We start from the raw sequence: 25,650 nt of genomic DNA, 5'->3' as shown, positions 1-25,650 counted from the left end.
CCGCCACGCACGATAATCGGTGCCATGTGGGTCGGCGTGCTCGGCGCGATGGAGGTGCGGGACACCGCGGGCGACCCGATCGCCGTGGGTGGCACACAGGTGCGGGCGCTGCTCGCGATGCTGGCGTTCGACGCCGGGCGGGTGGTCACCGCCGAACGGCTGATCGACGGTCTCTACGGCGAGGAACCGCCGGGCAACGCCGCCAACGCGCTCCAGTCCCAGGTCTCCCGGCTCCGCCGGCTGCTGGGGCGCGGCGGCGCGGTGGAGTTCCACCCGGCGGGCTACCGGCTGGCGGTGCGGCCGGAGGACGTCGACGCGCACCGGTTCGAGCGGCTGGCGCTGGAGGGGCGCCGGGCCCTGGCCGCCGGTGACCGGCCGCGCGCCGTCACCCTCCTGCGCGAGGCACTGGCCCTCTGGCGTGGGCCGGCGCTGCCTGACGCGGGGGACGCGCCGTCCGTGCGCGCCCAGGCCACGCGCCTGGAGGAGATGCGCCTGGCGGTCGTCGAGGAGCGCGTCGAGGCCGAGCTGGCGGCGGGCGCGCACCGGACGCTGGTGGCGGAGCTGCGGGACCTGGTGGCCGCCCACCCTCTCCGGGAGGGGCTGCGAGGACAGCTCATCCGCGCGCTGTACGGCAGCGGGCGGCAGGCCGAGGCGCTGGCCGCCTACGAGGAGGCCCGGCGGACCCTCGCCGAGGAGCTCGGGGCCGAGCCCACGGCCGAGCTGGCCGCGACGCATCTGGCCGTGCTGCGGGGCGAACCGTTTCCCACCGCCCCGGCCGCCCCTCAGCCGGACGCCCCGGCCGTACGGCAGGCGCTCCCGGCCCAGCTCACCAGCTTCGTGGGACGGGAGCGGGAGATGGCGCGGGTCGCCGCGCTCCTGGAGGAGGGGCGTCTGGTCACCCTCACCGGGCCGGGGGGAGCGGGCAAGACCCGGCTGGCCGTGGAGGCGGCGGCGCGGCAGCCGGGTGAGGTCTACTTCGCCGACCTCGCGCCGCTGGGGGAGGGGGACGAGGTGGCCCAGGCGGTGTTCGGCGTGCTGGGGCTCCGCGAGAGCGGGCTCACGCCGGTGCCCGACCGGCCGCCGGCCGACTCCGTCGAACGGATGATCGCCGCGCTCGCCGGCCGGCAGGTCCTGCTCGTCCTCGACAACTGCGAGCACCTGGTGGAGGCCGCCGCCGGGCTGGCCGGGCGCCTGCTCGGCGCCTGTCCCCGGCTGCGGGTCCTGGCCACCAGCCGGGAGGCGCTGGGCATCACCGGCGAGAGCCTGTGCCCGCTCCCCTCGCTCGCGGTGCCGCCTCCGGGCACGCCGGCGCCGCAGACGCTCGGCTATCCGGCGGTCCGGCTCTTCGCGGACCGGGCGGTGGCCGTGCTTCCGGGATTCACCGTCGACGGGGCGAGCGTCGAGGCCGTCCTGCGGATCTGCCGGGCCCTCGACGGGCAGCCGCTGGCGATCGAGCTGGCCGCGGCGCGGCTGCGGTCGCTGCCGGTGGCCGAGGTGGCCGCCAGGCTGGACGACAGGTTCCGGCTGCTGTCGCGCGGCAGCCGTACCGCGCAGCCGAGGCACCGCACGCTGCGCGCGGTGGTGGAGTGGAGCTGGGAGCTGCTCGACGAGACCGAGCGGACGCTGGCCCGGCGGCTGACAGTCTTCTCCGGAGGGGCCGGCCTGGAGGCGATCGCGGCGGTGTGCGGGCTGCCCGACGACGAGGTGGTCGAGCTGCTGACCGGGCTGGTGGACAAGTCCCTCATCGAGGTCTCCGGGGCCCGCTATCGCATGCTCAACACGATCCGGGCGTTCTGCGCCGAGCGGCTGGCCGAGGCGGGGGAGGTGGAGCGGTTCCGCCGCTCGCACGCCGACCACTTCCTCGACCTGCTGCTGGCCGCCGAGCCGCGCCTGCTCACCGCCGGCCAGCTGGAGTGGCTCGCGTCGCTGGACGCCGAGCGCGACAACCTGCACGTCGCGCTCCGCCGGGCGGTGGACACCCTCGACGTGGAGCGGGGGCTCCGGCTGCTCGCCCCCCTGACGCTCTACTGGTGGCTGCGCGGGCTGCGCACCGAGGGGGCCACGCGTGCCCAGGAGCTCATCAGGGCGATCGGCACCCGGCCGCCGGACGGGCTGGAGGAGGAGTACGCGCTGTGCGTCCTGAGCATCGTGCCGGGCGGATCCCACAGCGAGTTCGGCGTCCATCTGGAGAACGCCGTCGAGGCGATGGTCGGGAGCGGGCGGCCGCTCCGGCGTCCCTTCCTCACCATGATGTGGGGGATGGTGGCGGGGATCCCCGACGAGGCGTCCCCCGGTCTCGCCGAGCACCGGCGCAGGCTGCTGGGGGCCGATCCGTGGAGTCAGGCGCTCAGGCTCGTCGGCGAGGGGCTCATGAGGCTGTACGCCGGACGGATGGACGAGGCCGAACGCGATCTGGCCGCCGGGCTGGCCGGTTTCCGCGCGATAGGGGAGCGGTGGGGGCTGGCGCTGACTCTGGGCGAGCTGGTCAAGCTCGCCGAGTGGCGGGGTGACTCCGCGCGGGCCTCGGCGCTGTGTGACGAGGCGCTGGAGCTGGCGCGCGAGCTCGGCGCGGACGAGGACATCGCCGAGCGGCTGTGCCAGCGCGCGGGTGTGCGGACGGGTGTGGGCGACCTTGAGGGAGCGCGCCGCGACGCCGAGCGGGCGGCCGTGCTCGCCCGCCGGACGGGGGCGTCGGAGATCCTCGCCAGGGCCGACCAGATGCTGGGCCGCGTCGCCCGGCTACGGGGTGAGCCGGGCGAGGCCAGGAGGCTGTCGGAGGCGGCGCTGGCCGAGTGCCCGGCCGGGTGGTTCGGCGCCGAGGAGAGCCGCACCCACATCATGATCGAGCTCGGCCTGACCGCGGAGGCCGGAGGCGACGCCCCCACGGCCCTGGCCTGGTACCGGCGGGCGCTGGCCGTGGCGTCCAGCCAGCGCAACATGACCACGGTCGCGCTGGTGACCGAGATGCTGTCCGGGGTCGCGCTGCTGGAGGACGACGGTGAGCGGGCCGCGCTGCTGCTGGGCGCCGGTACGGCGGTACGCGGGACGGCGGTCGCCGGGGACGCCGACGTCGCCCGGTTGAAGACCGCCGCACGGGAGGCGCTCGGCGACGAGGGCTACGAGAAGGCCTACGGGCGGGGGGTGTCCCTGACCAGGGAGGAGGCGCTGGCGCTGGCCGGGGCTCCGGTGGCCTGACGCTCTTCCTCTCGTCTGCCCGAGGTCGTCTGCCCGAGGTCGTCTGCCCGGGGTCGTCTGTCCGAGGGGCAGGTCCGTGCCGCCGGAGAGGGCCGCTCGGGCGGTCACGGGGCTCATCCGGGTGTTTCGTAACGCCGCGCCAGGGACCTGGCGGTCTCCGCCATGAGGTCGCGGAGCTCGGCGGGGGCGACGACCTCCAGGTCCAGGCCGAACCGCAGGAATTCGCTCAGGGCGTGCCGGTGCGACTCGACGGGGACCGTGACCCGCGTCCAGCCGTCCGGGCCGGGAGGTTCCGCGGTGGCCTCGGCCGCCCGGAGGAGGGCCGGGCGGCCCATGTCGGGCAGGCGCTCCATCCCGTGCGGCGAGAGCCGGATGACGGCCTCCCCCCGGTGGAGCCGGGCCTCGAACTCCTCCAGGGCGCCGTTCCAGTGGGCGGCGAGGTCGAAGTCGGCGGGCCGCTCGAAGGACTGCGGGAGCGCGCGCAGCTCCAGGATCTGGGAGACCCGGTAGGTGCGGATGTGCCGGCCGCCGCGGGCGATGAGGTACCAACGGCCCGCCTTCAGCACCAGCCCGTACGGCTCCAGCGTGCGGACCACCTCCTGGGGGGCCTTCCAGCGGCGGTAGCGGATCTCCAGCCGGCGCTCGTCCCACACCGCCCCCGCGGCCGCCGCCAGGTGCGGGGTCTCGTCGGCGCCGTGGTACCAGGTGGGGGCGTCGAGGTGGAAACGCTCGCGGATCCGCCCGGCCCGGTCCCGCAGCTCAGCCGGGAGGGCGGCCATGAGTTTGAGCTGGGCGGCCGCCACCACCGCCCCCAGGCCCAGCTCGGCGGCGGCTCCCGGCATCCCCGCCAGGAACAGCGACTCCGCCTCGCCCGGGGTCAGGCCGGTGAGCCGGGTGCGGTAGCCGTCGAGCAGCCGGTAGCCGCCCGAGGGGCCGGCGTCGCCGTACAGGGGGACGCCGGCCGCGTGGAGCGCCTCCACGTCCCGGTAGACGGTCCGGACCGAGACCTCCAGCTCGGCCGCCAGCTCCCGGGCGGTCATCCTGCCCCGCGTCTGCAGCAGCATCAGGAGGGAGAGGAGCCGGCTCGCACGCACAATCTGAATTATTCCGAAAAACGCTGACAGTAGGTGTCAGTGACCTCCGCCTAGCGTTCAGGCATGAACGACTTCGACTTCCTCTTCGGCGCCTGGACCGTGACCAACCGCCGGCTTGTCAGCCCCCTGACCGGTAGCAGCGAATGGGACGAGTTCCCCGCCACGTCCGTCGCCCGGCCCGTCTTCGGCGGCGCGGCCAACGTCGACGAGATCACCTTCCCGACCAAGGGGTTCTCCGGATTCACCCTGCGGCTGTTCGACGTCGAGCGGGAGGAGTGGTCGCTCTACTGGGCCAGCAGCCGGACCGGCACCCTGTTCCCGCCGGTCGTGGGCCGTTTCGTCGACGGGCGCGGGGAGTTCTACGGCGACGACGCCCACGAGGGCACCCCCGTCAGGGCCCGGTTCGTCTGGTCGGAGATCACGCCTGACTCCGCCCGCTGGGAGCAGGCCTTCTCCGTCGACGGTGCGAAGACCTGGGAGACCAACTGGATCATGGAGCTGTCCAGGGCGTAGGCACGCGGAGGCCTCAGCGTGCCGCGCCCCTGCGCGGCCAGCCCTTGCCGACCAGCCGCCGGGTCCCGCGCGGGGTGCGCTCGCGCTGGTCGGTACGGAACCAGAGCTGCACGCTGGCCCCGCCCAAGGAGGAGGAGTCGATCCGCAGCGTGCCGCCGGACGACTCGGCGAGCTGGCGGGCGATGTCGAGGCCGAGGCCGGTGGAACCCGAGCCGCTGGCCCCGCGCCGCAGAGCCGTCTCGGGGTCGGGGATGCCCGGCCCCGCGTCGGCGATCAGCAGGCCCACCGTGCCGGAGCCCTGGTGCAGGGTCACCGTGAACGCCGTGCCCTCGGGAGTGTGCCGGAAGACGTTGCCGAGCAGCGCGTCCACCACGGCGCTGAGCTCGGTGGCCGCGACCGGGACCGGGACCGGATCCGACGCGCCGACCAGCTCGCACGGGCGCCGCTGGTCCTCGGCCAGGGCGGACCAGAAGGCCAGCCGCTCGCGCAGCACGTGTGCGGCGTCGCAGGAGACGGACTTCGGGGCGCGGGAGGGCTGGCGGGCGGCCGCGATGATCTGGTCCACCTCGGACTCCAGGCGGGCCAGGGCCTGGCGGCTCTGCTCGGCCTCCGGGCCCAGGTTGTCCAGGCTGAGCCGGAGTGCGGTGAGCGGGGTCCGCAGCCGGTGGGACAGGTCGGCGGCCATCTCCCGCTCGGCGGCGAGGAGCTGGACGACCCTGTCGGCCATGGTGTTGAACGCCTCTCCGGCGGAGACCAGCTCGGGTGGCCCCTCGGGCTCGATGCGGACGCTGAGGTCTCCGGCGCCCAGGGCGCCGGCGGCCCGGCCCAGGCGCTGGGTCGAGCGCACCACCCGCATCCCCAGCCGGTCGGCGACCAGCACCGAGCCGGCGACGAGCACCACCGCGACCCCGGTGAGCACCGCCCATGATTTGGTGACGCCCCGGGTGAGGTCCTGGGCGGGTACGAAGATCTCGATGACCACCGTCCGCCCGCCGTCCAGGACGACCGGGCGGAGCAGGAGGTAGCCGGTCTCGGTCCTCCCGGTCACGGCCCGGCTCAGCCGGGAGGCCGTGGCCACGCTCTCGCCGGGCGCCCGTACGGTGCCCACCGAGCCGCCGTCCGGGAGGTGGACCGCGATCCGGTCTCCCGCCCCGGTGCTGACCAGCGCGTGGGTCAGGCGGGCCGGATCCACGGTGATGGCCAGCACCGGGACCAGTGCCGACGCCTGCCGCTCGGCTTCGGCCATGGCCCGGCCGTGGGCGATCTCCTTGACGATGAGCCCGAGCGGGATCAGGAAGGCAAGGGCGATCATCGAGGCCCCGGCGACGGCGAGCAGGGCCAGGGTCCGCCTCACAGGGGAGTGATCAACATGACGCCGACGCCGCGCACGGTGTGCAGGTAACGGGGGGCGGAGGCGCTCTCGCCGAGCTTGCGCCGCAGCCACGACAGGTGGACGTCGATGGTCTGGTCGTCGCCGTAGGACTGCTGCCAGACCTCGGTAAGCAGCTCCTTGCGGGAGACGACCCGCTCGGCGCGGGCGGCGAGGTAGGCCAGCAGGTCGAACTCCCGCCGGGTCAGCGTGAGCGGCACGCCGTCCACGGCGGCCTCCCGCCGGTTGAGATCCACCGTGAGCCCGCCGATGCGCAGCACCGAGGGCGGGGGTGCGGCCCGGGCCCGGCGCAGCACGGCGTCCAGCCGGGCGTTCAGGTGGTCGCCGGAGAACGGCTTGACCAGGTAGTCGTCCGCGCCGGCCTCCAGCAGGCGGACGATCTCGGCCTCGTTGTCCCGGGCCGTGGCCACGATGACCGGGACGCTGGAGATGCTGCGGACCATCTTCAGGACCTCGGACCCGTCCAGGTCGGGCAGGCCGAGATCGAGGATCACCGCGTCCGGGGGGTTCTGGGCGATCTCCCGCAACGCGTCGAGGGCACGTCCCGCGCTGCGCACGACGTGCTGGCGCCTGCTCAGTTCCTGGATGATCGCGGAACGTACGTAGTCGTCGTCTTCCACCACCAGAACCGTCGCCATGCGACGTAACCGTAGTGAACAAAGAGACATGTGAGGTAATAATTCACCGCATGCGGCAAACGCTCGGTTTCATAGCGGTGTGGTGTGGAGCCACGGTGCTGGCGATCTCGGTCGCCTGGTTCGGCGTCAGCGACGTGCTGCACAGAGAGGTCTTCGACGACGCGAGGATCGAGCCGATCAACGCCGCGATCAGCCGGACGGGGGCCGCGCCGCTCCCCTCGGGGGCGCCCACCGGGCCGGTGCCCGTCGTCGGCACGCCCACCGTCTCGGCGACCCCGGACAGGTCCGCCCCCACCTCCCGCGTCACCCCGTCCGAGCCCGTGCGGAACAGCTCCCGGCCCAGGGCCACACGCGCCCCGCGGCAGCCCGTCCACATTCCGGTGCGCTCGAAGGACCCGGCGACCGCCGAACCGCGGCCGTTCACGACCGTTCCCGCGCCCGCGCCCGCGCCCGCGCCGACCGGACCGGCCGCCATGCCCGGCCCCTCCGCCGCGGCGGTTTCCGACGACAACGTCCGGGTCGTGAACGTCAAGGGTGGCTCGGTCTCGTTCGCTGTCGAGAGCGGCGCCTGCCGCCTGGTCGCCGCCGCGCCCAACGCGGGTTTCGAGGCGAAGGTGTCCCGGGCCCTCGGCTGGATCCGGGTGGACCTGGTCCGGGACGAGCACGGCTCGGCGGTCTTCTGCATCGGCGCGGAGAAGCGGACCGACACCTGGGAGTACTAGTTCGGCCGGGACGTACGGCCCCGCGACGGGCAGGCGCAGGTCACGTTCGCGCACAGGGCCGGGTGGGCCGGCGGCTCAAGGGCCGACGCGGGCATCGTCAGGTCCCTGCCGGGCGAGGAGGGGCGCCACCACGCCGTCGGCGCGCTCACCGACCTCGGCACCCGGTACGTCGACGCCGGCTGTCCGTCCACCGGCCATCGGGAACGCGGGACAGGCCCTAAGCCTCCTCCAGCTCGCGCAGCCGTACTCCGGCGTCGGCGACGCGGTCCTCGGCGAACACCGCGATGCCGTGCAGTTCGAGCAGGGCGGTGGTGACGCCGCTGCCGGGCAGGCGGCGGCCGCGGAAGGTGCCGTCGTAGACGGCCAGGCTGCCGCAGGAGGGGCTGCCCTCCTTCAGGATCGCCACCCTGGCACCGCAGGAACGGGCGGCGGCCAGGGCCGCGTGGGCTCCGGCCAGGAACTCCCGCGTGACGTCGCTCCCGTCGGTGGCCAGCACCCGGGCGGCCCCCGCGAGCACCGCCGCGCCCCCGGCGCCGCCCTCGATCTCGGCGGCCGGGCGGGGGACGGGCAGCCCGCCCTCGACCTCCGGGCAGAACGGGACCAGCCGTCCCTCCTCCCGCCAGGTGGCCAGCAGCGCGTCACCGCTCGTCTTGGCGGCTCCGTCGTAACGGACCTTCCGCCCCATCAGGCAGGCGCTGACCAGGATCCTCTCCACGGCTCCAGCCTATGCGGCGCGGCGGGGAGGGCGGCGGGGCCGGGCAGTACCCTACTGCTCATGTCCCTTGCCCCTGTGATGTACCGATGATCGGCTCGCTCGCGGCCGGCGTGATCGTGCTGTCGCTGGTGATCGTGGCGTTCAGCCTCGTGACCACCGCGCGCGACAAGCCCATGGGGACCGTTCTTCTCGTCGCGCTCGGGGTGCTGGAGGTCGGCCTGCTCGTCCAGGCGGGGTTCGCGATCGCCGGCATGGTCCGGGGCGAGGGCCCGGACGAGACGGCGACCCTCATCGGCTATCTCGCGGGCACCCTGGTGATCCCGCCGATCGCGGCCTTCTGGGGGATCGGCGAGCGCTCGCGGTGGGGGCCGGCCGTGATCGCGGTGGCGGCCTTCGCGATCTGCGCCATGGTCGGGCGGCTGCTGCAGATCTGGCAGGGGACGGCATGAGCGACCCGGCCATCGGCAGCGGGCCGGGGCGTGCGCTGGTGGCGGTCTACGGGGTGTTCGCCCTGGCCGCGGGGGCGCGTGCCGCCGTGCAGATCGCGACGCGCTTCGACGAGGCCCCGCTGGCCTACTCGCTGTCGGCCTTCGCCGCGGCGGTCTACGTCGTGCTCACCGTGGCGCTGGCCCGGGGCGACCGGCGGCTGGCGCTGGCCGCCTGCGGCATCGAGCTGGCGGGGGTGCTCATCGTCGGCACCCTGAGCATGGCGGACCCCGAGGCGTTCCCGCGCGCCACGGTCTGGTCCGGCTACGGCAGCGGCTACGTGTTCATCCCGCTCCTGCTTCCGATCCTCGGCCTTTACTGGCTTTTGCGCCGCAGGTAGTTAGGGCCCGACCCCCTCGGGCAGGTCTGCTCCCCGAACCCACAAGAGGGAGGCAGAGTTGTGAGCACGATCGAACAGTCCGTCGATGTGAACGTCCCGATCCGGACGGCCTACAACCAGTGGACCCAGTTCGAGAGCTTTCCCGAGTTCATGGAAGGCGTCGAGTCGGTCAAGCAACTGAGCGACACCCGTACGGCGTGGGTCGTCGAGATCGCGGGGGTCCGCCGCGAGTTCGAAGCCGACATCACCGAGCAGCACCCCGACGAGCGGGTCGCCTGGAAGTCCGTCGACCGCCCGCACCAGGCCGGCGTGGTGACCTTCCACCACCTCAACCCGGAGACCACGCGGGTCACGCTCCAGATGGAGTACGACCCGGAGGGCTTCGTCGAGACCGTCGGTGACTGGCTGCAGATCGTCCGCCTGCGCGTCCGCGGCGACCTGGAGCGGTTCAAGACGTTCATCGAGGCACGCGGCGGCGAGACCGGCGCCTGGCGCGGGGACGTGCCCGGCCCGCAGGACCACGGCACGGGTGACTACGGGCCGGGCACCGGCGGCGGCGGCGGAGGCCTGGACCTGGAGGACCGTCCCACCGGCGGCCCGGCAGGCGGCTACGGCTTCGACCAGCCGGCACCCCCGCGCACCGTCGGCGGTGAGTACCCGCCGGAGTCCCCGCTCCCCCCGCCGGGCAGCGGCCCCCTGCCGCCTGCCGGGCGCCGGCCGGGCGAGGAGCCGCCGCCGGCTCCCGGACCGCGTATCTGAGAGTCCGCGTCTGAGCCCCGCCTCGGACGCGTGGAAAAGCCGGGTCACGCCCTGTAAAGGAGAGCGTGGCCCGGCTTTCACGTTGTCAGAGTTCAGGGGGACAGGAACAAAGTGACGTTTTACTCCTGTTACAGTTGCAGTCAGCCAATCATCCTACGATTGGGTGAATCAATTGGAGGAGGACTGAGCCCCCCATGACCGTGCTCACCCAGGAGACCCGGGGCCGCACCGGTGGAACGACGGGATCCCTGGCCTGGCTGCTTGTGGCGGGAATCGTCCTCGCCGCGCTGAACCTGCGCACCGCCGTCACGAGCGTGGGACCGGTCCTCGACCAGATCTCATCCGGTCTGGGCATGTCCGGAGTGGGGGTCGGGCTCCTCACCACACTACCCGTGCTCATCTTCGCCTCGGTCGGTGCGGTGACGCCGGCACTGGCCAGGAAGATCGGTGAGCACCGGCTGCTGCTGTTCGCCCTGATCACCCTCGGCGCCGGCCTGCTGGTCCGCGCGATGGTGGGTTCGCCGGGGGTGTTCCTGCTCAGCAGCGCCGTGGCGCTGTCCGGGGGCGCGGTGGGCAACGTGCTCATCCCCACCCTGATCAAGCGCCACTTCCCGGGCAGGGCCGGGACCATGACCACCGTCTACACCACCGCCCTCGCGGTGGGCACGATGCTCGCGGCCGCCGCTACGGTGCCGATCGAGCGGGCCGCCGACGGCAACTGGCACGTTGCCCTCGGGGTGTGGGCGGCGCTGGCCGCTGTCGCCGCCATTCCGTGGCTTGCGCTGTTGCGCAGTGAGCCGGAGCGGGACACGGGCAGCAGCGATCTCGGGCCTCGGACCCTGGTCCGGAGCAAGCTCGCCTGGTCGGTCGCCGCGTACTTCGGCACGCAGAGCATGGTGGCCTACATCATGTTCGGCTTCCTGCCGAAGATCCTCACGGACGGCGGCTACACCACCGGTCAGGCCGGGCTGGTGCTGGGCGTCTTCACCGCGATCGGCATCCCGGTCTCGATGGTCGTGCCCTGGATCGCCTCGAAGTTCTCCGACCAGCGGCCCGTGGTGGCGGCGTTCGTGGCCTTCTACACGGTCGGCTTCCTCGGCCTCTGGCTGGGCCCGGTGGGTCTGGCATGGGCGTTCGCGGTCCTGGTCGGCATCGGGATGGGGTCCTTCCCGCTCGCGCTGACCATGCTCGCCCTGCGTACCCGCACTCCGGAGGCCACCGCCGCGCTGTCCGCCTTCGGGCAGAGCACCGGATACCTCATCGCGGGCGCCGGCCCCCTGGTCGTCGGCGTGATGCACGAGTCGACCGGCGGCTGGACGCTGCCGTTCCTGCTGCTGTTCGCGGTGGTCGGGGTCCAGCTCGTGACCGGCTGGTACGCCGGCCGCTCCCGCTACCTGGAGGACGAGCGGGCACTCGCCGGCTGACCTCCCCCTTCCGGTACGGCTTGCGCCCCTTCGGGGGCGGCGCAAGCCGTACTGGCATGATGAGGGGATGGAAATCGGTGGGTCGACGCTGGTCGGGTATCCGGCAGGTGAGGTCAGGGGACGTTCGGCGGTCGTGGGGACCGTGCCGGTGGGGGATCGGTACGGCACGATCGTGGCCGAGACCCCGTTCCACCCGCTGGACCACACCTGGCCGGACCAGCCCGCCGACGAGGGGACGATCGGCGGGCTGGCGGTCGTCGACTGCGTGACCGGAGCGGTGGAGGAGGGCGGGGAGACCGTTCATCTCGGTGGGGACATCCCGGTGCGCCGGGGCACCCCCGGCTGGAACTGGCTGGTCGTCCACGTCACCGACGGGCCGGTGCCGGGCCGGGAGGTCGAGCTGGTGGTGGACGAGGCCAGGCGCCGCGCGCTGTCGGCCGGGCACACCGCCTGCCATCTCACCGCGCTCGCGCTCAACGCGGCGCTGGCCGGCCGGTGGCGCAAGGAGATCCCGGCCGACGGGCTCGGCCATCCCGACTTCGACCAGACGGCCATCACCTCCTCGCGGATCCTGCCGGACGGCAGCCAGGACGTCTACCGCCTGGGCAAGTCCCTGCGCCGCAAGGGCTTCACCGCCGAGGGGCTGGCCGAGGACCTGCCCGAGATCGCCCAGCGGGTCAACGACCGTCTCAAGGCGTGGATCGCGGCCGACGCGCCGGTCTGGATCGACAGCCCCGGCTCCGAGCTGACCGCCCGCCGTACCTGGCACTGCGGCCTGCCCGAGGGCGAGGTCGCCATCCCGTGCGGCGGAACGCACCTGTCGCGCACCTCCCGGCTCGGCTCGGTCACCGCCACCCTGGAGCTGTCCGGCGACGGTTCCGAGCTGACCATGCACACCGTCGTAGGCCACTGACCACGGACGCCGTCGACGGCAGGACGTGATCTACAGCGGAGATCTCCGATGTGGCAGGGGTGTCCAGGCTCCCCACCACACACGGAGGTCTCCGTGTCTCCCGTGACGCCCGCCTGACCGTCCACGGCGGACGACCGCTCATCGAGCGCGCCCTGGCGTGGATCACGGCCGGGCCGGCAGGGAACGCCGGCGTCCGGCCGCCTGGAGCGCGGACCGCGCCGCCGCCAGCGCGCTGTGCGTGGAGACCTCGCTGAGCAGGCCGGGGGCGGCGACCGCGTCCCCCGCCAGCCAGACGCCGTGCCCCCTGTCGATCGCCGGCCGGTCCCGCCAGGACAGTCCGGGCAGGTCCAGGGCCCCGGTCCGGCCCCCGGCGGTGGCCTCCCGCCGCCAGGTCGTCCGGCTCCGCCAGCCGGGCAGCCCGAGGTCGGCCAGCCGCTCCGCCCGGGCGATCGCGCCGGCCCTGGACTCGCCCGGCCGTGACGGCATCTCCAGCTGGAACAGGGCGTGCCCGGCGGGTGCGAGCGAGGCGTCCGGCAGGGTGTACTGCTCCAGGAAACCGCCCTCGTCCAGGTCGGAGACGAGGAAGAGGTCCCCGGGACGCCTGGTGAGGCCGAGGTCGAGCAGGACCGCCCGGCCGCTCTCCCAGCGCAGCGACTCGTCGCCCAGCAGGGTCCTGGCGGCCTCCAGCGACGTCGCCACGATCACCGGGGTGTCCTCGGGGAGGCGGTCCACCCGCGCGCCGGTCTCGATCCGCACGCCCAGCCCCCGCGCGTGGGCGGTCATCCGGTCGACCACCCGCTGCCAGCCGCCGACGACGTACCGCGGTGCCGGATATCGCGGAGCGGTGGCCCGCAGCAGCCGCTCCCAGACGAACGCCGCCGACAGCCGCCCGGGATCGGCGTCGTAGGTGATCACGCCGACCAGGCCCGCGGCCGCCCGCGTCCCCTCCTCGCCGAGATGCCGGGCGCCCCAGGTGCGGAAGTCCTCCTCCACCGGGGCCCGCAGCCGCCGCTTGGCGATGATCGCGCTCAGCAGCGCCCAGGGCGGCCTGGCGGTGAGGCGGTCGCCGTACCGGAATCTGGCCCTGGCGAGCACGCCGGGCGCCGGCCTGCGGAAGGGCCGGACCAGTCCCCGGGCCGCCATCCAGCGCCACGGCTCGCCGTCGGAGTAGAAGACGTGGGTGCCGTCGTTGGCGATGTACGGCGCTGCGGTGCTCCGGGCCCGGCCGCCGAGCGTCCGGTGCGACTCGTGGACGGTGACCCGCGCGCCGCCCTCGGCACACGCGATGGCGGCGGTGAGGCCCGCGAGCCCGCCGCCGACGATGGTTATCTCTCGTGTCATGCCCTCACGACGCGTCCGGCGGGGGCATCCGTGACATCACAGGCGCGACATCTTCTCCGGGTTGGCGACCAGGAAGACGGTCTGGATCAGGCCGTCCTGGATGACCAGGGAGAACACCGAGACCGGCCGCCCGCCGGCGGTCACCACGGCCGCCGGCGCGCCGTTGACGTCCGCCACTGCCGTCTCGATGTCCGGGGTCGGGCCGGTGCCCAGCGACTCCAGAAACTTGCGCACGCCCCTGGCCGAGGCGGCGGAGAGCAGGAAGCGCGCCACCTTCTCGCAGCCGGTGATGACCCGGACGGGGGCCTTGGCCTTCCCGCCGCCGTCGCCGACCAGTGACACGTCGTGGGCGAGCATCGCGGTCAGCGCGTCCAGGTCACCGTCGGAGGCCGCGCCGACGAACCGCTCGGTCAGCCTGCGCCGCTCGGCGCGGTCCACCTCGAAGCGGGGCCTGCGCTCCCGCACGTGCTGCTTGGCCCGCCGGGCGAGCTGCCGGGCCGTGGCCTCGGTGCGGCCGATGATCTCGCCGATCTCCGCGTACGGCAGGGCGAACGCCTCTCGCAGCACGAACACCGCGCGCTCCAGGGGCGACAGGGTCTCCAGCACCACCAGCAGTGCCAGCTCGATCGAGGCGGTCAGCTCGGCGTGCTCGGCCACGTCGGGCACGGCGCCGACCAGCTCGGGCAGCCACGGCCCGACGTAGGACTCCCGCCGCGCCTTCACCCGCCGCAGCCGGTCGATGGAGAGCCGGGTCGTCACCCTGATCAGGTAGGCCCGGTCATCCTCGACCTCGGCCGTGTCCACCCCCGACCAGCGCAGCCAGGCCTCCTGGACGACGTCCTCGGCGTCGGTCACGGTGCCCAGGACGCGGTAGGCGACCGCGGTCAGCAGGTCTCGGTGTTCCTCGAAGCGCTCGATGGCCATAGGAGTAAAGACGTATCACGGTGTCCCTGGCGTGACATGACCCGGCCGATGGTGTTTCCTTCATACGATCTACCATTTGATTGCCAAAGCGGGCGGCAAAGGGGTGGTCTGTGACAGAAGTAGCCGTCGCCGAGCCGAGCGCGGCGCGGCAGGGCAGGCAGCTCTGGCTGACCCTGCTGGCACTCTCCACAGCCGGAATGGTCGTCTCCGTCCAGCAGACCGTGGTGATCCCGCTGCTGCCCCGGCTGATGGTCACCCTGGGCGTGCCGGTGGCGGAGGTCACCTGGGTCTTCACCGCCTCGCTGCTCGCGGGCGCGGTCGCCACGCCCCTGCTGTCCCGCCTGGGGGACATGTACGGCAAGAAGCGCATGATCCTGTTCACCGTCGGCCTGCTCGTCGTGGGCTCGGTGATCTGCGCCCTGTCCGGATCCCTGGCCGTGCTGATCGCCGGGCGGGCCCTGCAGGGCGCGTCGGCGGCGCTGATCCCGCTGGCCATCGGCATGATCAGGGACAGCTTCCCGCGCACCCGGGTGATGACGGCCATCGGCGTGGTCAGCGCCACCATGGGCGTCGGCGGCAACCTCGGCATGATCGTCACCGGGCTCATCGCCGACCGCACCCCCAGCCACCACCCGGTCTTCTGGATCACCGCCGCGCTCGCCGCGGCGGCGCTCGTGCTCATCGCGCTGAGCGCCCACGACACCGGGGCCAGGGCCGGCGGCCGCCCCGACTTCGTCGGCGCGGTGCTGCTCTCCCTCTGGCTGGTCTGCCTGCTGCTGGCGATCTCCCAGGGCAACGACTGGGGGTGGGGTTCCGGGCGGATCGTCGCCCTGTTCGCGGGCGCGGCGGCGCTCTGCGCGGTGTGGGTGTTCAGCCAGCTCCGGATCCGGGCGCCGATGGTCCGGCTCCACCTGCTCGCCGGCCGCCGCTCCCTGCCGGCCAACCTGGCCTCGCTGCTGCTGGGCTTCGCGATGTTCGGCTCGTTCACCCTGATCTCCAGCTTCGTCCAGACGCCCTCGTCGGCCGGATACGGCTTCGGCGGATCGGTCCTCGACGTCGGCGTCTACGCCCTGCCGAGCACCCTGACCATGCTGGTGTCCTCCTTCATGTCCGGACGCCTGTCCGCCCGCCTCGGCCCGGCCCGCTCCCTCGCCCTCGGCGCCGCCCTCTGCGCGGCCGGATTCGGCTGGTTCACGATCTTCAACGCCTCGGTGCTCGATCTGATCGGCGCCAACGCGTTGCAGGGGCTCGGGTTCGGGATCGCCTACGCGGCGCTGGGCGCGCTGGCCGTACAGCATGTGCCGATGGACCAGAGCGGCATCGCCAGCGGGATCAACTCCCTGGTCCGCTCCATCGGCGGCAGCGTCTCCGGCGCCGCCACCGCCGCCCTCCTCACCTCGATCACCATCGCCGGGACCGCCCTCCCGTCCCGCGACGCCTACGTCCTGTCGTTCGCGATCGTCACCGTGAGCGCCCTGGCCTCCGCCGGTGTCGCCCTCGTCTCCGGAATGATGGCGCGCGGGGTGTCCGAAGTCGGCTAAGATTTGATCTGCGTCGCAAGGGGCTATGGCGCAGCTGGTAGCGCGCCTCCATGGCATGGAGGAGGTCTGGGGTTCGAATCCCCATAGCTCCACAGCGGGCCGTTCTCGAGACGGCTGGACTGAAGTTGACGGGATCCCGTCTGATCATCGCGATCAGGCGGGATCTTGTTGTTTCAGGGGTTTCCGAATCGGGTTCGTCCTGGTTTGGGAGCTGCGGAGCGGGTGCCCGGGAAGGTCCAGGTGGTGCCAGATCGCTGGTCGAGGACCGAGTTCGCGTCGTTGGGCATGGCGAAGCCGACGCCAGACTGGGTGTTGCGACAGGGTGATCTGAATTGCGGCTTATGGGATGGGTGGCGGCCTGCTCCGACCCGGGAGCGGCATGCGGTCGACCTGCTCTGCTGGGATCTCGAGGACGTCGGCCGAGGTGTCGGGCTCGTCTGGAGGCTGCTGGGTGTGGCGCCAGGCGTCGAGGAAGTGGCCGTTGGCGACGGCGACGATCAGCGCGGCCAGGATGGTCTGGGCGACGCGGCCGTGGGCGAGCCGGTTCTTGGGGTCGCCGAGGTCGAGGTCGTGCCCCTTGACTCTGCCGTTGATCCCCTCGGTGTTGGCGCGGACAGTTTTGTAGGTCCCGATCCAGGCGGGGCTGAGGTAGGGCAGGTCCTGACGGGATTTGTCGAGATGACCGAGGTCGCCTTTGCTGACAGTGACGGTCTGCTGGCGGCAGATCTTCGGCAGCTCGCCGCGTTCCAGCCAGGCCAGCGAGGCACGCATATGCCGCAGCCAGGCCCGATAGGTCTGCGCCGAACTCGGCGCCAGGTCGGTGCAGCCGGTCAGGACGAACACGTCGATCGTCTCGTGCCGCAACCACACCTCCGGATCATCTGGCAGACCTCGGTGGCGGCACCACAGGGCGAGCCGGGTGGTGGCGTGCAGCAACCGCTCCACGTTGTAGGGGGAGCGGTCGGCGCGCGCCCCGGGACCTGGCCGACAACCCGCAGGCCTGGCCCCACGCGGACCTGGCCGGACACCCGGCCGCCATTGTCGTCCAGGCGATCGCCGCCAAACTCACCGCTGAACTCGCCGCGCGCAAGCTGAGCCGGCGCGGCTTGGCCACCCTGTCCGGGGTCAATCGACAATCCATCAACGACCTGCTCGCCGGGACGTCTTGGCCGGACGTGGCCACCATCGCCTTGCTGGAGACCGCCCTCGGGCAGCCGCTGTGGCCCACCACCTCGTAAGGCAGCAGGTGGCGCGGTTGGTGATCGACCATCGACAGGTATGACAGGCATCATCGTCCTCTTTCCGCTCTGCCGGGCATCGGACAGGGAAGGCGAAATAGGCTCGACGGCCCCCAAGCGACCGCATCGCGCGTTACGCCCAGAAGCGCGCGAGCCACCGTCAGTTAGACCTGCAGGGCGCTCACGCAACCCGGGTGCCGCCGAGCTGAACTCTCGGCGGCACCCTCTTGTCGTCGACCCTGACCACTCGGCTGAACCCCTTGCAGCCAGAAGGATGACGACAAACTCATCAATGGTCAGCGGCGGCCCCGTTCAGCGCGGCACCGTTGAGGCCCTCAACGATCGAGAACTGCCCGCGCTGGTGTTCGGCCAGCCATCCTTTGTCGATCAGACGCTTGAGACGAGTTCGGACGACCTCCACCCGCTTGTGAATATCCGGCTCGCCCAACGCCATCGCGACCTCCGTGGCGCGCATCGGGCGACCTGCTGAGGCCAACATGATGACGACCTACCGGTTAATACCGGTCAACGAGGGCCACGCGGCAGCAAGAGTGTCCGGAGCTCCCATGAACGGCACCGGCTGAAGGTGACGAGACCCGGCGGGGCTTTGACGGTCAGCCTCACCGGTGACCAACTGGTGCGAGCCCCGGGCGTTCTGATCGAGCACTTCCGGCTCGGAATCGCCACTCGCCGCGCTCTTCGCCCGGAGATCCTCCACGGGGTTCCGGCTCGACACCTCGTCTTTGGCCTGCAACCTGGCCAAGGTGCGCCGAACCGCCGTCAGCTGCTCCAGTCGCTCCTCGGCCTCGGCGATTTTCTCGCGCCACGCCACGACCTCTTGCCGCGCCTGAGCTTCCTCATCGTCCAGCCGCTCAACAAGCTGAGCGACGCTGATCTGCTCAAACCGTGATGGCACCATCGCCCCCTCAGGCTCGATGACCCCAGCGCCTCGCCGCACTCCGGCTTACTCACTCACCGAATAGTTGCAACTCCACACTGTAGGCACGAAAGCCACGCGAATGCAGACACATCACAAGATCTTCCTTGCTCTCAGGCCACAACTTCCGCAACGAAGCCAAAGCCAGTTCCGGGTCCATGCCCGAGCCGCCTTGCACCGGACCTCCACACTAACTACGCATCAGGCACATACCGGCCTGCTTTGATGGCGCCGTGATCAATCGAAGAAGGCCCTCGACGGATGCCGGCGACATTCGCTGGGCCTTCGGCTGCGGACCTAGAACGATGAACTTCCCTCCTCCCTCCAGGGAAGCGATCACAAGGATCCTGGAAAGCGATCTTCCGAGCCTCCACGCCGTTCCAGGTCAGACCAGCTCGTGAAAACCCCACCCAGGTCAAAGGCCACTTCCGGTGATTGGAAGTGGCCTTTTTGATCTTCTGAGTGACAAACTGAGTGACATGCCGACGAACCGCTGGACGTTCGTGAGGTCGTCGAAGATGCGATTCATGGCCGGAGCGCCGGTTTGGATGACGGGCCGGATCTGGTGTCGATAGACGGTCTCGGTCACGGTTGTGCCGGCGTGTCCGCACAGTTTTGCGATCTCGTCTATGGATAGGTCGCCGTCGTCGGAGAGCAGTGATACGAAGCTGTGTCGTAACGCAATCACCCTCGGCCGGCTCACCTCCGGAGACCGTGTAGCGCCGCGTCGAGGAACGCGTCCAGGATCCCCTGCGAACCTTGGAGCTGACTGATCATCTCGGCGATGTGGGCGCGTTCGCGCCGCAAGTCCTCGATGAAGGTCGGGCAGCCGGACGGCACGAGCAGTTCGTCACCTCCGTGCATGCAGTGCAGGACCCGGGCGATGACAGCGGTGGAAAGCCCGGCGGCGAGCAGGGCGCGGATGTTGCGCACCGTCGCGATGTCCGCCTTGGTGTATTCGCGGTAGCCGTTGTCCAGGCGGACCGGCCTGAGCAGGCCCTGCTCCTCGTAGTAGCGCAACAGCCGCCTGTTCACCCCAGTCTCGTGAGCCAGGTCGCCGATCCGCATCCAGCTCCCTCCCCCTTGACCTTCACATCGATGTGACGCCATACCGTCACGAGTATCGCTGATCCAGAAGCAAGGAGTATGTCGATGTCGAGTGCCGTGATCATTGGTGCAGGTCCGGGGATCGGACAGGCGGTGGCTCGTCGGTTCGCCAGGGAAGGGCTGCCGATCGTGCTGATCGCCCGGAGCGCCCGGACGTTGCGTGCAGCGGCCAAGGCGGTTGCTCCCAGTGATGTCCCAGTTGTCACGTTGGAGGCCGATAGCACCGACCAGGCCGGGTTGAACGCCGCGCTCGACGAGGCTGTCCGCGAGTACGGTGTGCCGGACGTCGTCGTTTACAACGCCGCGATCATCCAGGCGGACGCGCCGGGCGAGCTGTCGGTACGCGGCCACATGGAGGCCTGGGCGGTGAACGTGGTCGGCGCGCTCAACGCCGCGGCTCACGTCGCGCCCGCCATGGCGGCACGCGGGCATGGAACGATCCTCATCACCGGCGGCATGCCCGAGCCCAAGCCGCAGTATGTGAGCCTCTCCCTGGGCAAGGCAGGTGTCCGTACCCTGGTCACGCTGCTCGACCAAGAGTACGGCCCGGCCGGAGTGCACGTGGCGAGCGTCACCGTGGACGGTCCGGTCGCACCTGGCACCGACTTCGACCCAGACGACATCGCCGAGCACTACTGGCATCTGCACACGCAGCCACGACACCAGTGGACGCGGGAAGCTCTGCACGCAGGTTCCTCGCGATGACCGGCGCCGGGGCCGCAGACGTTCTCGACAGGCTCCTCCACGACTGGCAGCAGGCCTTCAACGGGCACAATCCGAACGAGATCGCCGCGCTGTTCAGCCAGGACGCGCTTTTCCAGGGCATCAGTCCGCAGCTGAGATGTGGCCCGCAGGAAATCTTCGACTATTACGCCAGGGTCACCCGTGGTACGACGGCACAGGTCGAGGTGGTGTCCGCCGTCCGGTTGAGTCAGACAATCGTGCACGGATTCGCGGAGGTGACCTTCATCGCGCCCACCGGTGACCTCCACTTGGTACGCCTGTCCATCGTGGCCAAACAGGCAGAGAGCGCATGGCTCATCCACAACTACCACGCCGCCACACGTCAATGACTGGAGTCGCCGCCTTCAGTCCATGCTCCGGTCGAAGACGCAATATGAAGATCCGAAAAGGTGCGCGCGTCGTATCGTTAGATCACGATGACCGGCTTCTCGTAATCCCGCCGTCGGCTGACCGCAGCACCGTTCCCTCCGGGAAACGATCATCACCTTCTCGGGAAGCGATCTTCCCATCCCTGCCTCAACCGCAGGCCACACCCATTCGTGAACACCCCACAGCGGGCCGTTCTCGAAATGGCCTGTAGGTAGTTGACGAGATCCCGTCCGATCATCTCGATCGGGCGGGATCTCGTCGTTTTCCCGGTCGCGTGGCCGTCGGCGGTCTCCGCGACACCGCTCACCGCTCAACGGCCTGCGGCCTCAACGCGTGCGCTCGACCCGGCCCTCGCGCCAGACCGGCTCGTCGCTCTCGTAAACGGTCCCGTCAGCGCCGAAGATCAGGAAACGGTCGAAGTCGGCGGCGAACCAGCGGTCGTGAGTGACGGCCAGCACGGTGCCGGAGAAAGAGGCCAGGCCCTGCTGCAGGGCCTCGGCACTGACCAGATCCAGGTTGTCGGTGGGCTCATCCAGCAGCAGCAGGGTGGCGCCGGACAGCTCCAGCAGCAGGATCTGCAGCCGGGCCTGCTGGCCGCCTGACAGGGTTGCGAACCGCTGGCCGGCGGCGGGAGCGAGTTCGTAGCGGGCCAGAGCGGCCATCGCCTCGTTCAATGTGAGCGCGTGGCCGGTCATGACCAGCTCGACCGGAGTGTGGCCGTGCAGGTCCGGCCGGGCGTGGGTCTGCACGAACCGGCCAGGTGCCACCCGCGCTCCCAGCCGAACCGAACCGCTGTGTCGCACTGAGGGCACCGCGCCGTCGGCGGCCTGCTCCAGCAGGTGCAGGAAGGTGGACTTGCCCGAGCCGTTGGAGCCGAGCACCCCGACGCGCTCGCCGTACCAGATCTCGGTGTCGAACGGCCGCATCAAACCGGTGAGTTCCAGGTTCTCGCAGATGACTGCGCGTTTGCCGGTGCGGTCACCGCGCAGCCGGATCCGCACGTTCTGTGTCTTGGGCGGGCGCTGCGGCGGGCCGGCCTCCTCGAAGCGGCTCAGCCGGGTGCGCGCGGCCCGATAGGCCGAGGCCAGCGCGTCGTTGTTGGCCGCGGTCTGCCGCAGGGTGCGCGCCAGCTGCTTGAGCTTGGCGTGTTCCTCGTTCCAGCGGCGGCGCCGCTCCTCCAGCCGACTGATGCGCTCCTCGCGTGCCTTGGCGTAGGTGGCGAAGCCTCCGCCGTGGATCCAGACGCCGCGATCTTCCACGGTCACGATCCGGTCGGCGGCCTCCGCCAGGAGCCGGCGGTCGTGGGAGACCAGCAGCACGGTCTTGTCCGTGGCCTGCAGCCGGGCCTCCAGCCACTGCTTGCCGGGCACGTCCAGGTAGTTGTCCGGCTCGTCCAGCAGCAGGAGCTCGTCCGGGCCGCGCAGCAGGGCCTCCAGGACGAGGCGTTTCTGCTCGCCTCCCGACAGGGAGGTCACCGGGCGGCCCCGGATCGCGTCGTAGGGCAGGCCCATGGACTCGGTGGCGCAGACGTCCCAGACGACCTCCATGTCGTAGCCGCCGACGTCGGCGTGGTCGGCGACGGCCTGCGCGTAGGCCAGCTGCGCCGCCTCGTCGTCGTCGCCGGCGGCCAGTGCCGCCTCCGCCTGCGCCAGGGCCGCGGCGGCGGTCCGGATCCGGTCGGGAGCCACCGACAGCAGCAGGTCGTGCACGCTCCGGTCGTTGCGGACGCTGCCGATGAACTGCCGCATCACCCCCAGCCCTCCGGAGGAGACCACGCGGCCGTCGTCCGGCTGCAGATCTCCGGCGATCAGCCGCAGCAGGGTGGTCTTGCCCGCGCCGTTCGGCCCCACCAGGGCGGCCTTGACCCCGTCCCCGACGCGGAACGACACCTCGTGCAGGAGCAGCCGTCCGTCCGGCAGCACGTAGGTCAGCCGGTCCACCTCGACGTGTCCTGCCACGGCTCCTCCTTCACGCGGACTCCGGCTTCGCATGACTTCAGGATCGGTGTTCTAGACACCGGATCAATGATCCGGTGCCCGATCGTCATACTAGACTCACTCCCGTGGACACAGGCAAGGCAGGACCGGGAACACGCCGATCAGGCGCGGCAGGAGAGGTGTGGCTGCGGCCGTCCGCGCGGAGGGGACGCGGCGCCCCGCCGCTCAGCCGGGACCGGATCGTCGAAGAGGCCGTGGCCCTCCTGGACGCCGAAGGCGCCGACCGGCTGACCATGCGGCGCCTGGCCGAACGGCTCGACACCGGCTCCACCACGCTGTACTGGCATGTGAAGACCAAGGACGACGTGCTTGACCTCGCTCTGGACGCGATCTTCGCCGAGGTCGGGATTCCACCGAAGGGCGGCCAGGGGTGGCGTGCCGGCATCACCGTGCTGATCAACGGATGGCGCGCGGTCCTGCTGAGGCATCCCTGGTCGGCGGCGCTACTGAGCCGTCCGATGCTGGGCCCCAACGTGCTGGCCCGCAGCGAGTTCCTGTACGCGACCCTCCTGGAGGCCGGGGTCGTCGAACCCCACCTCACCGCCGCGGCGTACGGGCTGTCCAACTACGTCATCGGCTCCGGGTTGATGCAGGCCACCTGGCCGACCAGCGCGGAGCAGGACGTGCGGAGGGCGGCCCGGGAACATCTGCGCGCCAATCGGGAGCGCTACCCGGCCCTCGCCACCTACGGCCCTCTTGTCGCGGAAGGTGATTGGGACGCCGGCTTCGCTCTCGGCCTGACCTGGCTTCTCGACGGTATCCAGGCCGGTATCGCCGGTGCCGGTGACGCCGCCGGTGGTGCGGTGCGAGCGTGAAGCGGCTGCGTCGCCGGTAAACGATCTTGGAGATGGTTCATCGCCGCAGGTCGGAGCTAATCGTGACGCCCCGCGGCGGGCCGTTCTCGAAACGGCCTGCGGGTAACTGACGAGATCCCGCCCGGCCGTCTCGATCGTGCGGGGTCCCGTTGTTTTGCTTACCTAGAGCTGGGCGTAGCGGACGCGCATGCCGTCCACGAGGGTCTTGAGCGCGGCGGGGGTCGGCAGCCAGAGATCGGCCAGCGACTGGGTGGCCTGACCGACGAGCTGGTCGGCGAGATTGGTCATCGGCGTCCCCGCGTTCGTCACGTCCGCGGCCCACAGGTAGGCCGCGTGCCCCGCGGGCAGGGGCGCCCCGGCCGGCAGCACGTGCACGGTGGCCTGCCCGCGGCCCCAGCCCACCAGCCTGTGCAGGTCGCCCAGGACCTCCTCCATCACCGCGAGGTCGTATGCGGTGATCATGGGAAGGACCGGCGGGACGTCGACCCGGGTGGTGGCGCGGCCCCCGGCCCCGTGGTGCAGGGTCATCGAGACCTGCTCCGACTCCAGCATGAGCTGCCGGAGCAGCAGCTCGGTCGGCTTGGGGCCCAGCCACAGGTAGGAGTTCTGGTACTGCTGCACATATCCCATGCTCTGCCACACCCACAACGACCGGGCCCAGCCCCGGGTGAGCCGCTCCTGCGCCTCCGTCATCGCCTGGCGCACCTTGGTCTCCTGCGGCTGCGTCAGGGCCGGGCCGGCCGGCGGGCCGAGCACGACGAGCGGCGCGGGCGCGGGCAGGGCCAGGCCCGCGTGGCGCCTGGCCACCTCGGCGTAGTGGTCGGCGTTGGTGCTCATGGTCGGCCAGTCGGCCGCCGCGAAGCCCGGTGCGCCGAAGTAGTTGTGATCGGTGATGTCCTCGCTGACGATGTGGAAGGACTCGTGCAGCAGGGTGCGGACCCGGTCGTCGGTACGGGCGTCCGCGAACGTATGGGGAAGGATCGACACCACGGGTGAGGTCACCGCGCCGGCACCCTGGATGGCCAGTTCACCGCGGAAGTCCAGCAGGAGCATCCGGTCGTCGTAGAGGCGCCTCACCCCTTTCGCCGCTTCGGTGAACTTCTCCTTGATCTCCGGCAGCCTGGCGGTGTTCGGCAGGTTGAAGACGGCGATGATGTGCGCGTCGGCGTTGCCCGCCGCGACCTGGTCGAAAACGCCGGCCACCTCGTCCACTATGGCCTTCAGCACCACCAGGCCGGCGTTGTCCGGGGGCCGGTTCTTCCGGGTTCCCGCCTGCATGACGTACGGGGCCTTGTCCTCGAAGACCGCGATTATTTTCTCCAGCGTGTCGTTGGCCGCCGCGGTCGTGTAGTTCAGGGGGTTGGCGGCCTGTACGTAGGGGGCCACGCCGGTGTTGTTCAGTGCAACCCTCAACGGGCCCAGGTCGTTTGCCCGGACCCTGCCGTACGCACGCCGTACCAGCCGGTGCAGTGTCGCGCGGAGTGGGGGCTGGGGGAGCTGGGGGTGGGTGAACGGTTCATCCTGGGTCACACCGCGTAATGGCAGCATGAGTTCCCTTTCATCCGGCGTGTTCCCTTGCGACGGCTGTCGCGCGCACCAGATGTGACGCTTAAGGCACAAATTGCGTTTACCGCCCCAGGGTGGGCAGATGGCACGGCTGACCGGACCGATCGCGGCCGGGACCTGGCCGCCGCTGGAGCGTTTCACCGCCGTGGCGGGGCCAAGCGACGATCAGCCGGGCTGAACCGACTCAAGGAGAATTTCCAGCAGGTTGTCCGGCGCGTCCCGCATGAGGTTGTGCCTGCTGTCCAGCGCGTGCGTCGTCCACAGCGGGTCGTCACGCAACCGCTGGTAGACGGGGGTGAACGGCGACTCGCCGTCCCACCCCGCCGCGTACACGTAGTCCCTGCGCCGCAACCGCGAGAGGTCGCCGGTGAGCCGGATCGGCTGGAGCAGCGAGGCGAGCGGATGGGGCGTGGCACGTGAGTCGAAGAATGGCAGTGGCCGCACCGAATGGCCGGTCTCCGTCACGTCCATATACCATTTCCGCTCCTGGTCGGAGACCAGGGTCCAGCAGGAATCGCCGTGCCGCGGCACGACGGCGTCCAGATACACCAGGGAGCCCACCCGCTCCGGCACGCGGTCCGCGACCCCGGTTATCACCATCCCCCCGTAGCTGTGACCGACCAGCACCGCCTCCTCGATCTCTTCGGCCGCCAGCACGCCGACCACATCCTGGATATGCGTTTCGAGGTTCACTCCCGCGTTCAGCAGATGGCTGCGCTCGCCGAGCCCGGTCAACGTCAGCGGGTACGCGCGGTGACCGTGGCGTCGCAGCTGCTCGGTGAGCGGCTCGTAGGTCCAGCCGCCATGGCACATGCCGGGAACGAGAACGAAGGTGGCCAAAACATGCTCCTTACATCGGTTGCCGGCTTACATCGGTTGCCG

26 protein-coding genes and 1 tRNA gene are annotated in these 25,650 nt (G+C 71.2%); 15 read left to right on the top strand and 12 right to left on the bottom strand.

The window, feature by feature from the left end:
• Positions 1 to 24 precede the first annotated feature (24 nt).
• Positions 25 to 3,195: an AfsR/SARP family transcriptional regulator gene (locus SROS_RS34975; protein WP_012893676.1), complete on the top strand. Its 3,171-nt coding sequence runs from the start codon at positions 25 to 27 to the stop codon at positions 3,193 to 3,195.
• Between the two features lie 113 nt (positions 3,196 to 3,308).
• Here SROS_RS34975 and SROS_RS34970 read toward each other — a convergent pair whose 3' ends face one another.
• Complete coding sequence (locus SROS_RS34970; RefSeq protein ID WP_012893675.1) at positions 3,309 to 4,289, bottom strand: helix-turn-helix transcriptional regulator; 981 nt, start codon at positions 4,287 to 4,289, stop codon at positions 3,309 to 3,311.
• A gap of 63 nt (positions 4,290 to 4,352) precedes the next feature.
• Between SROS_RS34970 and SROS_RS34965 the strand changes: the two genes are divergently transcribed.
• The gene (locus tag SROS_RS34965; RefSeq protein ID WP_012893674.1) at positions 4,353 to 4,802 is read left to right on the top strand and encodes a hypothetical protein; all 450 of its coding nucleotides are present in this window, start codon (positions 4,353 to 4,355) and stop codon (positions 4,800 to 4,802) included.
• Between the two features lie 13 nt (positions 4,803 to 4,815).
• Here the strand turns inward: SROS_RS34965 and SROS_RS34960 are convergent, their stop codons facing one another.
• Both SROS_RS34960 and SROS_RS34955 read right to left on the bottom strand, forming a co-directional pair.
• Positions 4,816 to 6,156 carry a sensor histidine kinase gene (locus SROS_RS34960; protein ID WP_012893673.1) on the bottom strand — a complete coding sequence of 447 codons (1,341 nt, stop codon included), beginning with the start codon at positions 6,154 to 6,156 and terminating at the stop codon, positions 4,816 to 4,818.
• Positions 6,153 to 6,830, bottom strand: coding sequence for a response regulator transcription factor (locus SROS_RS34955; RefSeq protein WP_012893672.1), 678 nt, complete (start codon positions 6,828 to 6,830; stop codon positions 6,153 to 6,155). Before SROS_RS34955 ends, SROS_RS34960 begins: the two co-directional genes overlap by 4 nt.
• A gap of 50 nt (positions 6,831 to 6,880) precedes the next feature.
• Here SROS_RS34955 and SROS_RS51385 point away from each other — a divergent pair, with 50 nt between their 5' ends.
• Entirely contained in the window at positions 6,881 to 7,552 is a 672-nt protein-coding gene (locus SROS_RS51385) for a hypothetical protein (RefSeq protein ID WP_169369447.1), read from the top strand.
• Positions 7,553 to 7,769: 217 nt separating this feature from the next.
• On the opposite strand, the gene SROS_RS34945 is transcribed toward SROS_RS51385, so the two are convergent.
• A complete protein-coding gene (locus SROS_RS34945; RefSeq protein WP_012893670.1) occupies positions 7,770 to 8,267 on the bottom strand; it encodes a 2-thiouracil desulfurase family protein in 498 nt (165 codons plus the stop codon).
• Positions 8,268 to 8,353: 86 nt separating this feature from the next.
• Between SROS_RS34945 and SROS_RS34940 the strand changes: the two genes are divergently transcribed.
• The 5 genes from SROS_RS34940 to SROS_RS34920 all read left to right on the top strand — a co-directional run bounded on the left by SROS_RS34940 (position 8,354) and on the right by SROS_RS34920 (position 12,189).
• Complete coding sequence (locus tag SROS_RS34940; RefSeq protein ID WP_012893669.1) at positions 8,354 to 8,716, top strand: hypothetical protein; 363 nt, start codon at positions 8,354 to 8,356, stop codon at positions 8,714 to 8,716.
• Positions 8,713 to 9,093: a hypothetical protein gene (locus SROS_RS34935; protein WP_012893668.1), complete on the top strand. Its 381-nt coding sequence runs from the start codon at positions 8,713 to 8,715 to the stop codon at positions 9,091 to 9,093. Before SROS_RS34940 ends, SROS_RS34935 begins: the two co-directional genes overlap by 4 nt.
• Positions 9,094 to 9,153: 60 nt before the next feature.
• The gene (locus tag SROS_RS53475) at positions 9,154 to 9,852 is read left to right on the top strand and encodes an SRPBCC family protein (protein ID WP_012893667.1); all 699 of its coding nucleotides are present in this window, start codon (positions 9,154 to 9,156) and stop codon (positions 9,850 to 9,852) included.
• A 194-nt stretch (positions 9,853 to 10,046) separates the two neighbouring features.
• Complete coding sequence (locus SROS_RS34925) at positions 10,047 to 11,276, top strand: CynX/NimT family MFS transporter (protein WP_012893666.1); 1,230 nt, start codon at positions 10,047 to 10,049, stop codon at positions 11,274 to 11,276.
• 67 nt (positions 11,277 to 11,343) lie between these two features.
• A complete protein-coding gene (locus tag SROS_RS34920) occupies positions 11,344 to 12,189 on the top strand; it encodes an alanyl-tRNA editing protein (protein ID WP_012893665.1) in 846 nt (281 codons plus the stop codon).
• Positions 12,190 to 12,351: 162 nt separating this feature from the next.
• On the opposite strand, the gene SROS_RS34915 is transcribed toward SROS_RS34920, so the two are convergent.
• Positions 12,352 to 13,530 (bottom strand): NAD(P)-binding protein, encoded by a 1,179-nt coding sequence (locus SROS_RS34915; protein WP_012893664.1) that lies wholly within the window; start codon positions 13,528 to 13,530, stop codon positions 12,352 to 12,354.
• 36 nt (positions 13,531 to 13,566) lie between these two features.
• Positions 13,567 to 14,454, bottom strand: coding sequence for an RNA polymerase sigma factor SigJ (sigJ, locus tag SROS_RS34910; RefSeq protein WP_012893663.1), 888 nt, complete (start codon positions 14,452 to 14,454; stop codon positions 13,567 to 13,569).
• 110 nt (positions 14,455 to 14,564) lie between these two features.
• Here sigJ and SROS_RS34905 point away from each other — a divergent pair, with 110 nt between their 5' ends.
• Both SROS_RS34905 and SROS_RS34900 read left to right on the top strand, forming a co-directional pair.
• Positions 14,565 to 15,995, top strand: a complete 1,431-nt coding sequence (locus SROS_RS34905; RefSeq protein WP_012893662.1) for an MFS transporter — start codon at positions 14,565 to 14,567, stop codon at positions 15,993 to 15,995.
• Positions 15,996 to 16,014: 19 nt separating this feature from the next.
• Positions 16,015 to 16,087: transfer RNA gene (locus tag SROS_RS34900), tRNA-Ala, on the top strand.
• A 247-nt stretch (positions 16,088 to 16,334) separates the two neighbouring features.
• On the opposite strand, the gene SROS_RS34895 is transcribed toward SROS_RS34900, so the two are convergent.
• The gene (locus tag SROS_RS34895; RefSeq protein ID WP_148269296.1) at positions 16,335 to 16,940 is read right to left on the bottom strand and encodes a hypothetical protein; all 606 of its coding nucleotides are present in this window, start codon (positions 16,938 to 16,940) and stop codon (positions 16,335 to 16,337) included.
• Between SROS_RS34895 and SROS_RS54605 the strand changes: the two genes are divergently transcribed.
• Entirely contained in the window at positions 16,877 to 17,233 is a 357-nt protein-coding gene (locus SROS_RS54605; RefSeq protein ID WP_081453291.1) for a helix-turn-helix domain-containing protein, read from the top strand. The genes SROS_RS34895 and SROS_RS54605 overlap by 64 nt on opposite strands.
• A gap of 289 nt (positions 17,234 to 17,522) precedes the next feature.
• Here SROS_RS54605 and SROS_RS34885 read toward each other — a convergent pair whose 3' ends face one another.
• Complete coding sequence (locus SROS_RS34885) at positions 17,523 to 17,708, bottom strand: hypothetical protein (protein ID WP_012893660.1); 186 nt, start codon at positions 17,706 to 17,708, stop codon at positions 17,523 to 17,525.
• A 132-nt stretch (positions 17,709 to 17,840) separates the two neighbouring features.
• On the opposite strand from SROS_RS34885, the gene SROS_RS50200 reads away from it, so the two are divergent.
• Positions 17,841 to 18,143, top strand: a complete 303-nt coding sequence (locus tag SROS_RS50200) for a hypothetical protein (protein WP_148269295.1) — start codon at positions 17,841 to 17,843, stop codon at positions 18,141 to 18,143.
• Between the two features lie 726 nt (positions 18,144 to 18,869).
• Here SROS_RS50200 and SROS_RS34875 read toward each other — a convergent pair.
• Positions 18,870 to 19,238 carry a MerR family transcriptional regulator gene (locus SROS_RS34875; protein ID WP_012893658.1) on the bottom strand — a complete coding sequence of 123 codons (369 nt, stop codon included), beginning with the start codon at positions 19,236 to 19,238 and terminating at the stop codon, positions 18,870 to 18,872.
• 84 nt (positions 19,239 to 19,322) lie between these two features.
• Between SROS_RS34875 and SROS_RS34870 the strand changes: the two genes are divergently transcribed.
• Both SROS_RS34870 and SROS_RS34865 read left to right on the top strand, forming a co-directional pair.
• Positions 19,323 to 19,982: an SDR family NAD(P)-dependent oxidoreductase gene (locus tag SROS_RS34870; RefSeq protein WP_012893657.1), complete on the top strand. Its 660-nt coding sequence runs from the start codon at positions 19,323 to 19,325 to the stop codon at positions 19,980 to 19,982.
• Positions 19,979 to 20,350 carry an SgcJ/EcaC family oxidoreductase gene (locus SROS_RS34865; protein ID WP_012893656.1) on the top strand — a complete coding sequence of 124 codons (372 nt, stop codon included), beginning with the start codon at positions 19,979 to 19,981 and terminating at the stop codon, positions 20,348 to 20,350. The genes SROS_RS34870 and SROS_RS34865 overlap by 4 nt, the downstream gene beginning before the upstream one ends.
• A gap of 366 nt (positions 20,351 to 20,716) precedes the next feature.
• On the opposite strand, the gene SROS_RS34860 is transcribed toward SROS_RS34865, so the two are convergent.
• Positions 20,717 to 22,381 (bottom strand): ATP-binding cassette domain-containing protein, encoded by a 1,665-nt coding sequence (locus SROS_RS34860; RefSeq protein ID WP_043653562.1) that lies wholly within the window; start codon positions 22,379 to 22,381, stop codon positions 20,717 to 20,719.
• A 71-nt stretch (positions 22,382 to 22,452) separates the two neighbouring features.
• On the opposite strand from SROS_RS34860, the gene SROS_RS34855 reads away from it, so the two are divergent.
• On the top strand, positions 22,453 to 23,202 hold the full coding sequence (locus SROS_RS34855; RefSeq protein ID WP_012893654.1) for a TetR/AcrR family transcriptional regulator: 750 nt from the start codon (positions 22,453 to 22,455) through the stop codon (positions 23,200 to 23,202).
• A gap of 162 nt (positions 23,203 to 23,364) precedes the next feature.
• On the opposite strand, the gene SROS_RS34850 is transcribed toward SROS_RS34855, so the two are convergent.
• Both SROS_RS34850 and SROS_RS34845 read right to left on the bottom strand, forming a co-directional pair.
• On the bottom strand, positions 23,365 to 24,732 hold the full coding sequence (locus SROS_RS34850; protein WP_148269294.1) for a hypothetical protein: 1,368 nt from the start codon (positions 24,730 to 24,732) through the stop codon (positions 23,365 to 23,367).
• Positions 24,733 to 24,933: 201 nt separating this feature from the next.
• Positions 24,934 to 25,608, bottom strand: coding sequence for an alpha/beta hydrolase (locus SROS_RS34845; protein ID WP_012893652.1), 675 nt, complete (start codon positions 25,606 to 25,608; stop codon positions 24,934 to 24,936).
• Between the last annotated feature and the right edge of the window lie 42 nt (positions 25,609 to 25,650).

It is taken from the genome of Streptosporangium roseum DSM 43021 (genome assembly GCF_000024865.1).
GTDB lineage: Bacteria > Actinomycetota > Actinomycetes > Streptosporangiales > Streptosporangiaceae > Streptosporangium > Streptosporangium roseum.
Note: the sequence above shows the minus strand (reverse complement) of the source record. Positions and strands in the feature narration are given on the sequence as shown.

What these genes read in the sequence shown, in the direction of transcription:
- SROS_RS34940 (WP_012893669.1), top strand. Translation starts at nt 8,354, where the DNA reads ATGATCGGCTCGCTCGCGGCCGGCGTGATCGTGCTGTCGCTGGTGATC.
- SROS_RS34925 (WP_012893666.1), top strand. Translation starts at nt 10,047, where the DNA reads ATGACCGTGCTCACCCAGGAGACCCGGGGCCGCACCGGTGGAACGACG.
- SROS_RS34935 (WP_012893668.1), top strand. Translation starts at nt 8,713, where the DNA reads ATGAGCGACCCGGCCATCGGCAGCGGGCCGGGGCGTGCGCTGGTGGCG.
- SROS_RS34885 (WP_012893660.1), bottom strand. Translation starts at nt 17,708, where the DNA reads ATGCGCGCCACGGAGGTCGCGATGGCGTTGGGCGAGCCGGATATTCAC.
- SROS_RS34955 (WP_012893672.1), bottom strand. Translation starts at nt 6,830, where the DNA reads ATGGCGACGGTTCTGGTGGTGGAAGACGACGACTACGTACGTTCCGCG.
- SROS_RS51385 (WP_169369447.1), top strand. Translation starts at nt 6,881, where the DNA reads ATGCGGCAAACGCTCGGTTTCATAGCGGTGTGGTGTGGAGCCACGGTG.
- SROS_RS34865 (WP_012893656.1), top strand. Translation starts at nt 19,979, where the DNA reads ATGACCGGCGCCGGGGCCGCAGACGTTCTCGACAGGCTCCTCCACGAC.
- SROS_RS34915 (WP_012893664.1), bottom strand. Translation starts at nt 13,530, where the DNA reads ATGACACGAGAGATAACCATCGTCGGCGGCGGGCTCGCGGGCCTCACC.
- SROS_RS34870 (WP_012893657.1), top strand. Translation starts at nt 19,323, where the DNA reads ATGTCGAGTGCCGTGATCATTGGTGCAGGTCCGGGGATCGGACAGGCG.
- sigJ (WP_012893663.1), bottom strand. Translation starts at nt 14,454, where the DNA reads ATGGCCATCGAGCGCTTCGAGGAACACCGAGACCTGCTGACCGCGGTC.
- SROS_RS34965 (WP_012893674.1), top strand. Translation starts at nt 4,353, where the DNA reads ATGAACGACTTCGACTTCCTCTTCGGCGCCTGGACCGTGACCAACCGC.
- SROS_RS34875 (WP_012893658.1), bottom strand. Translation starts at nt 19,238, where the DNA reads ATGCGGATCGGCGACCTGGCTCACGAGACTGGGGTGAACAGGCGGCTG.
- SROS_RS34860 (WP_043653562.1), bottom strand. Translation starts at nt 22,381, where the DNA reads ATGCGAAGCCGGAGTCCGCGTGAAGGAGGAGCCGTGGCAGGACACGTC.
- SROS_RS34920 (WP_012893665.1), top strand. Translation starts at nt 11,344, where the DNA reads ATGGAAATCGGTGGGTCGACGCTGGTCGGGTATCCGGCAGGTGAGGTC.
- SROS_RS34975 (WP_012893676.1), top strand. Translation starts at nt 25, where the DNA reads ATGTGGGTCGGCGTGCTCGGCGCGATGGAGGTGCGGGACACCGCGGGC.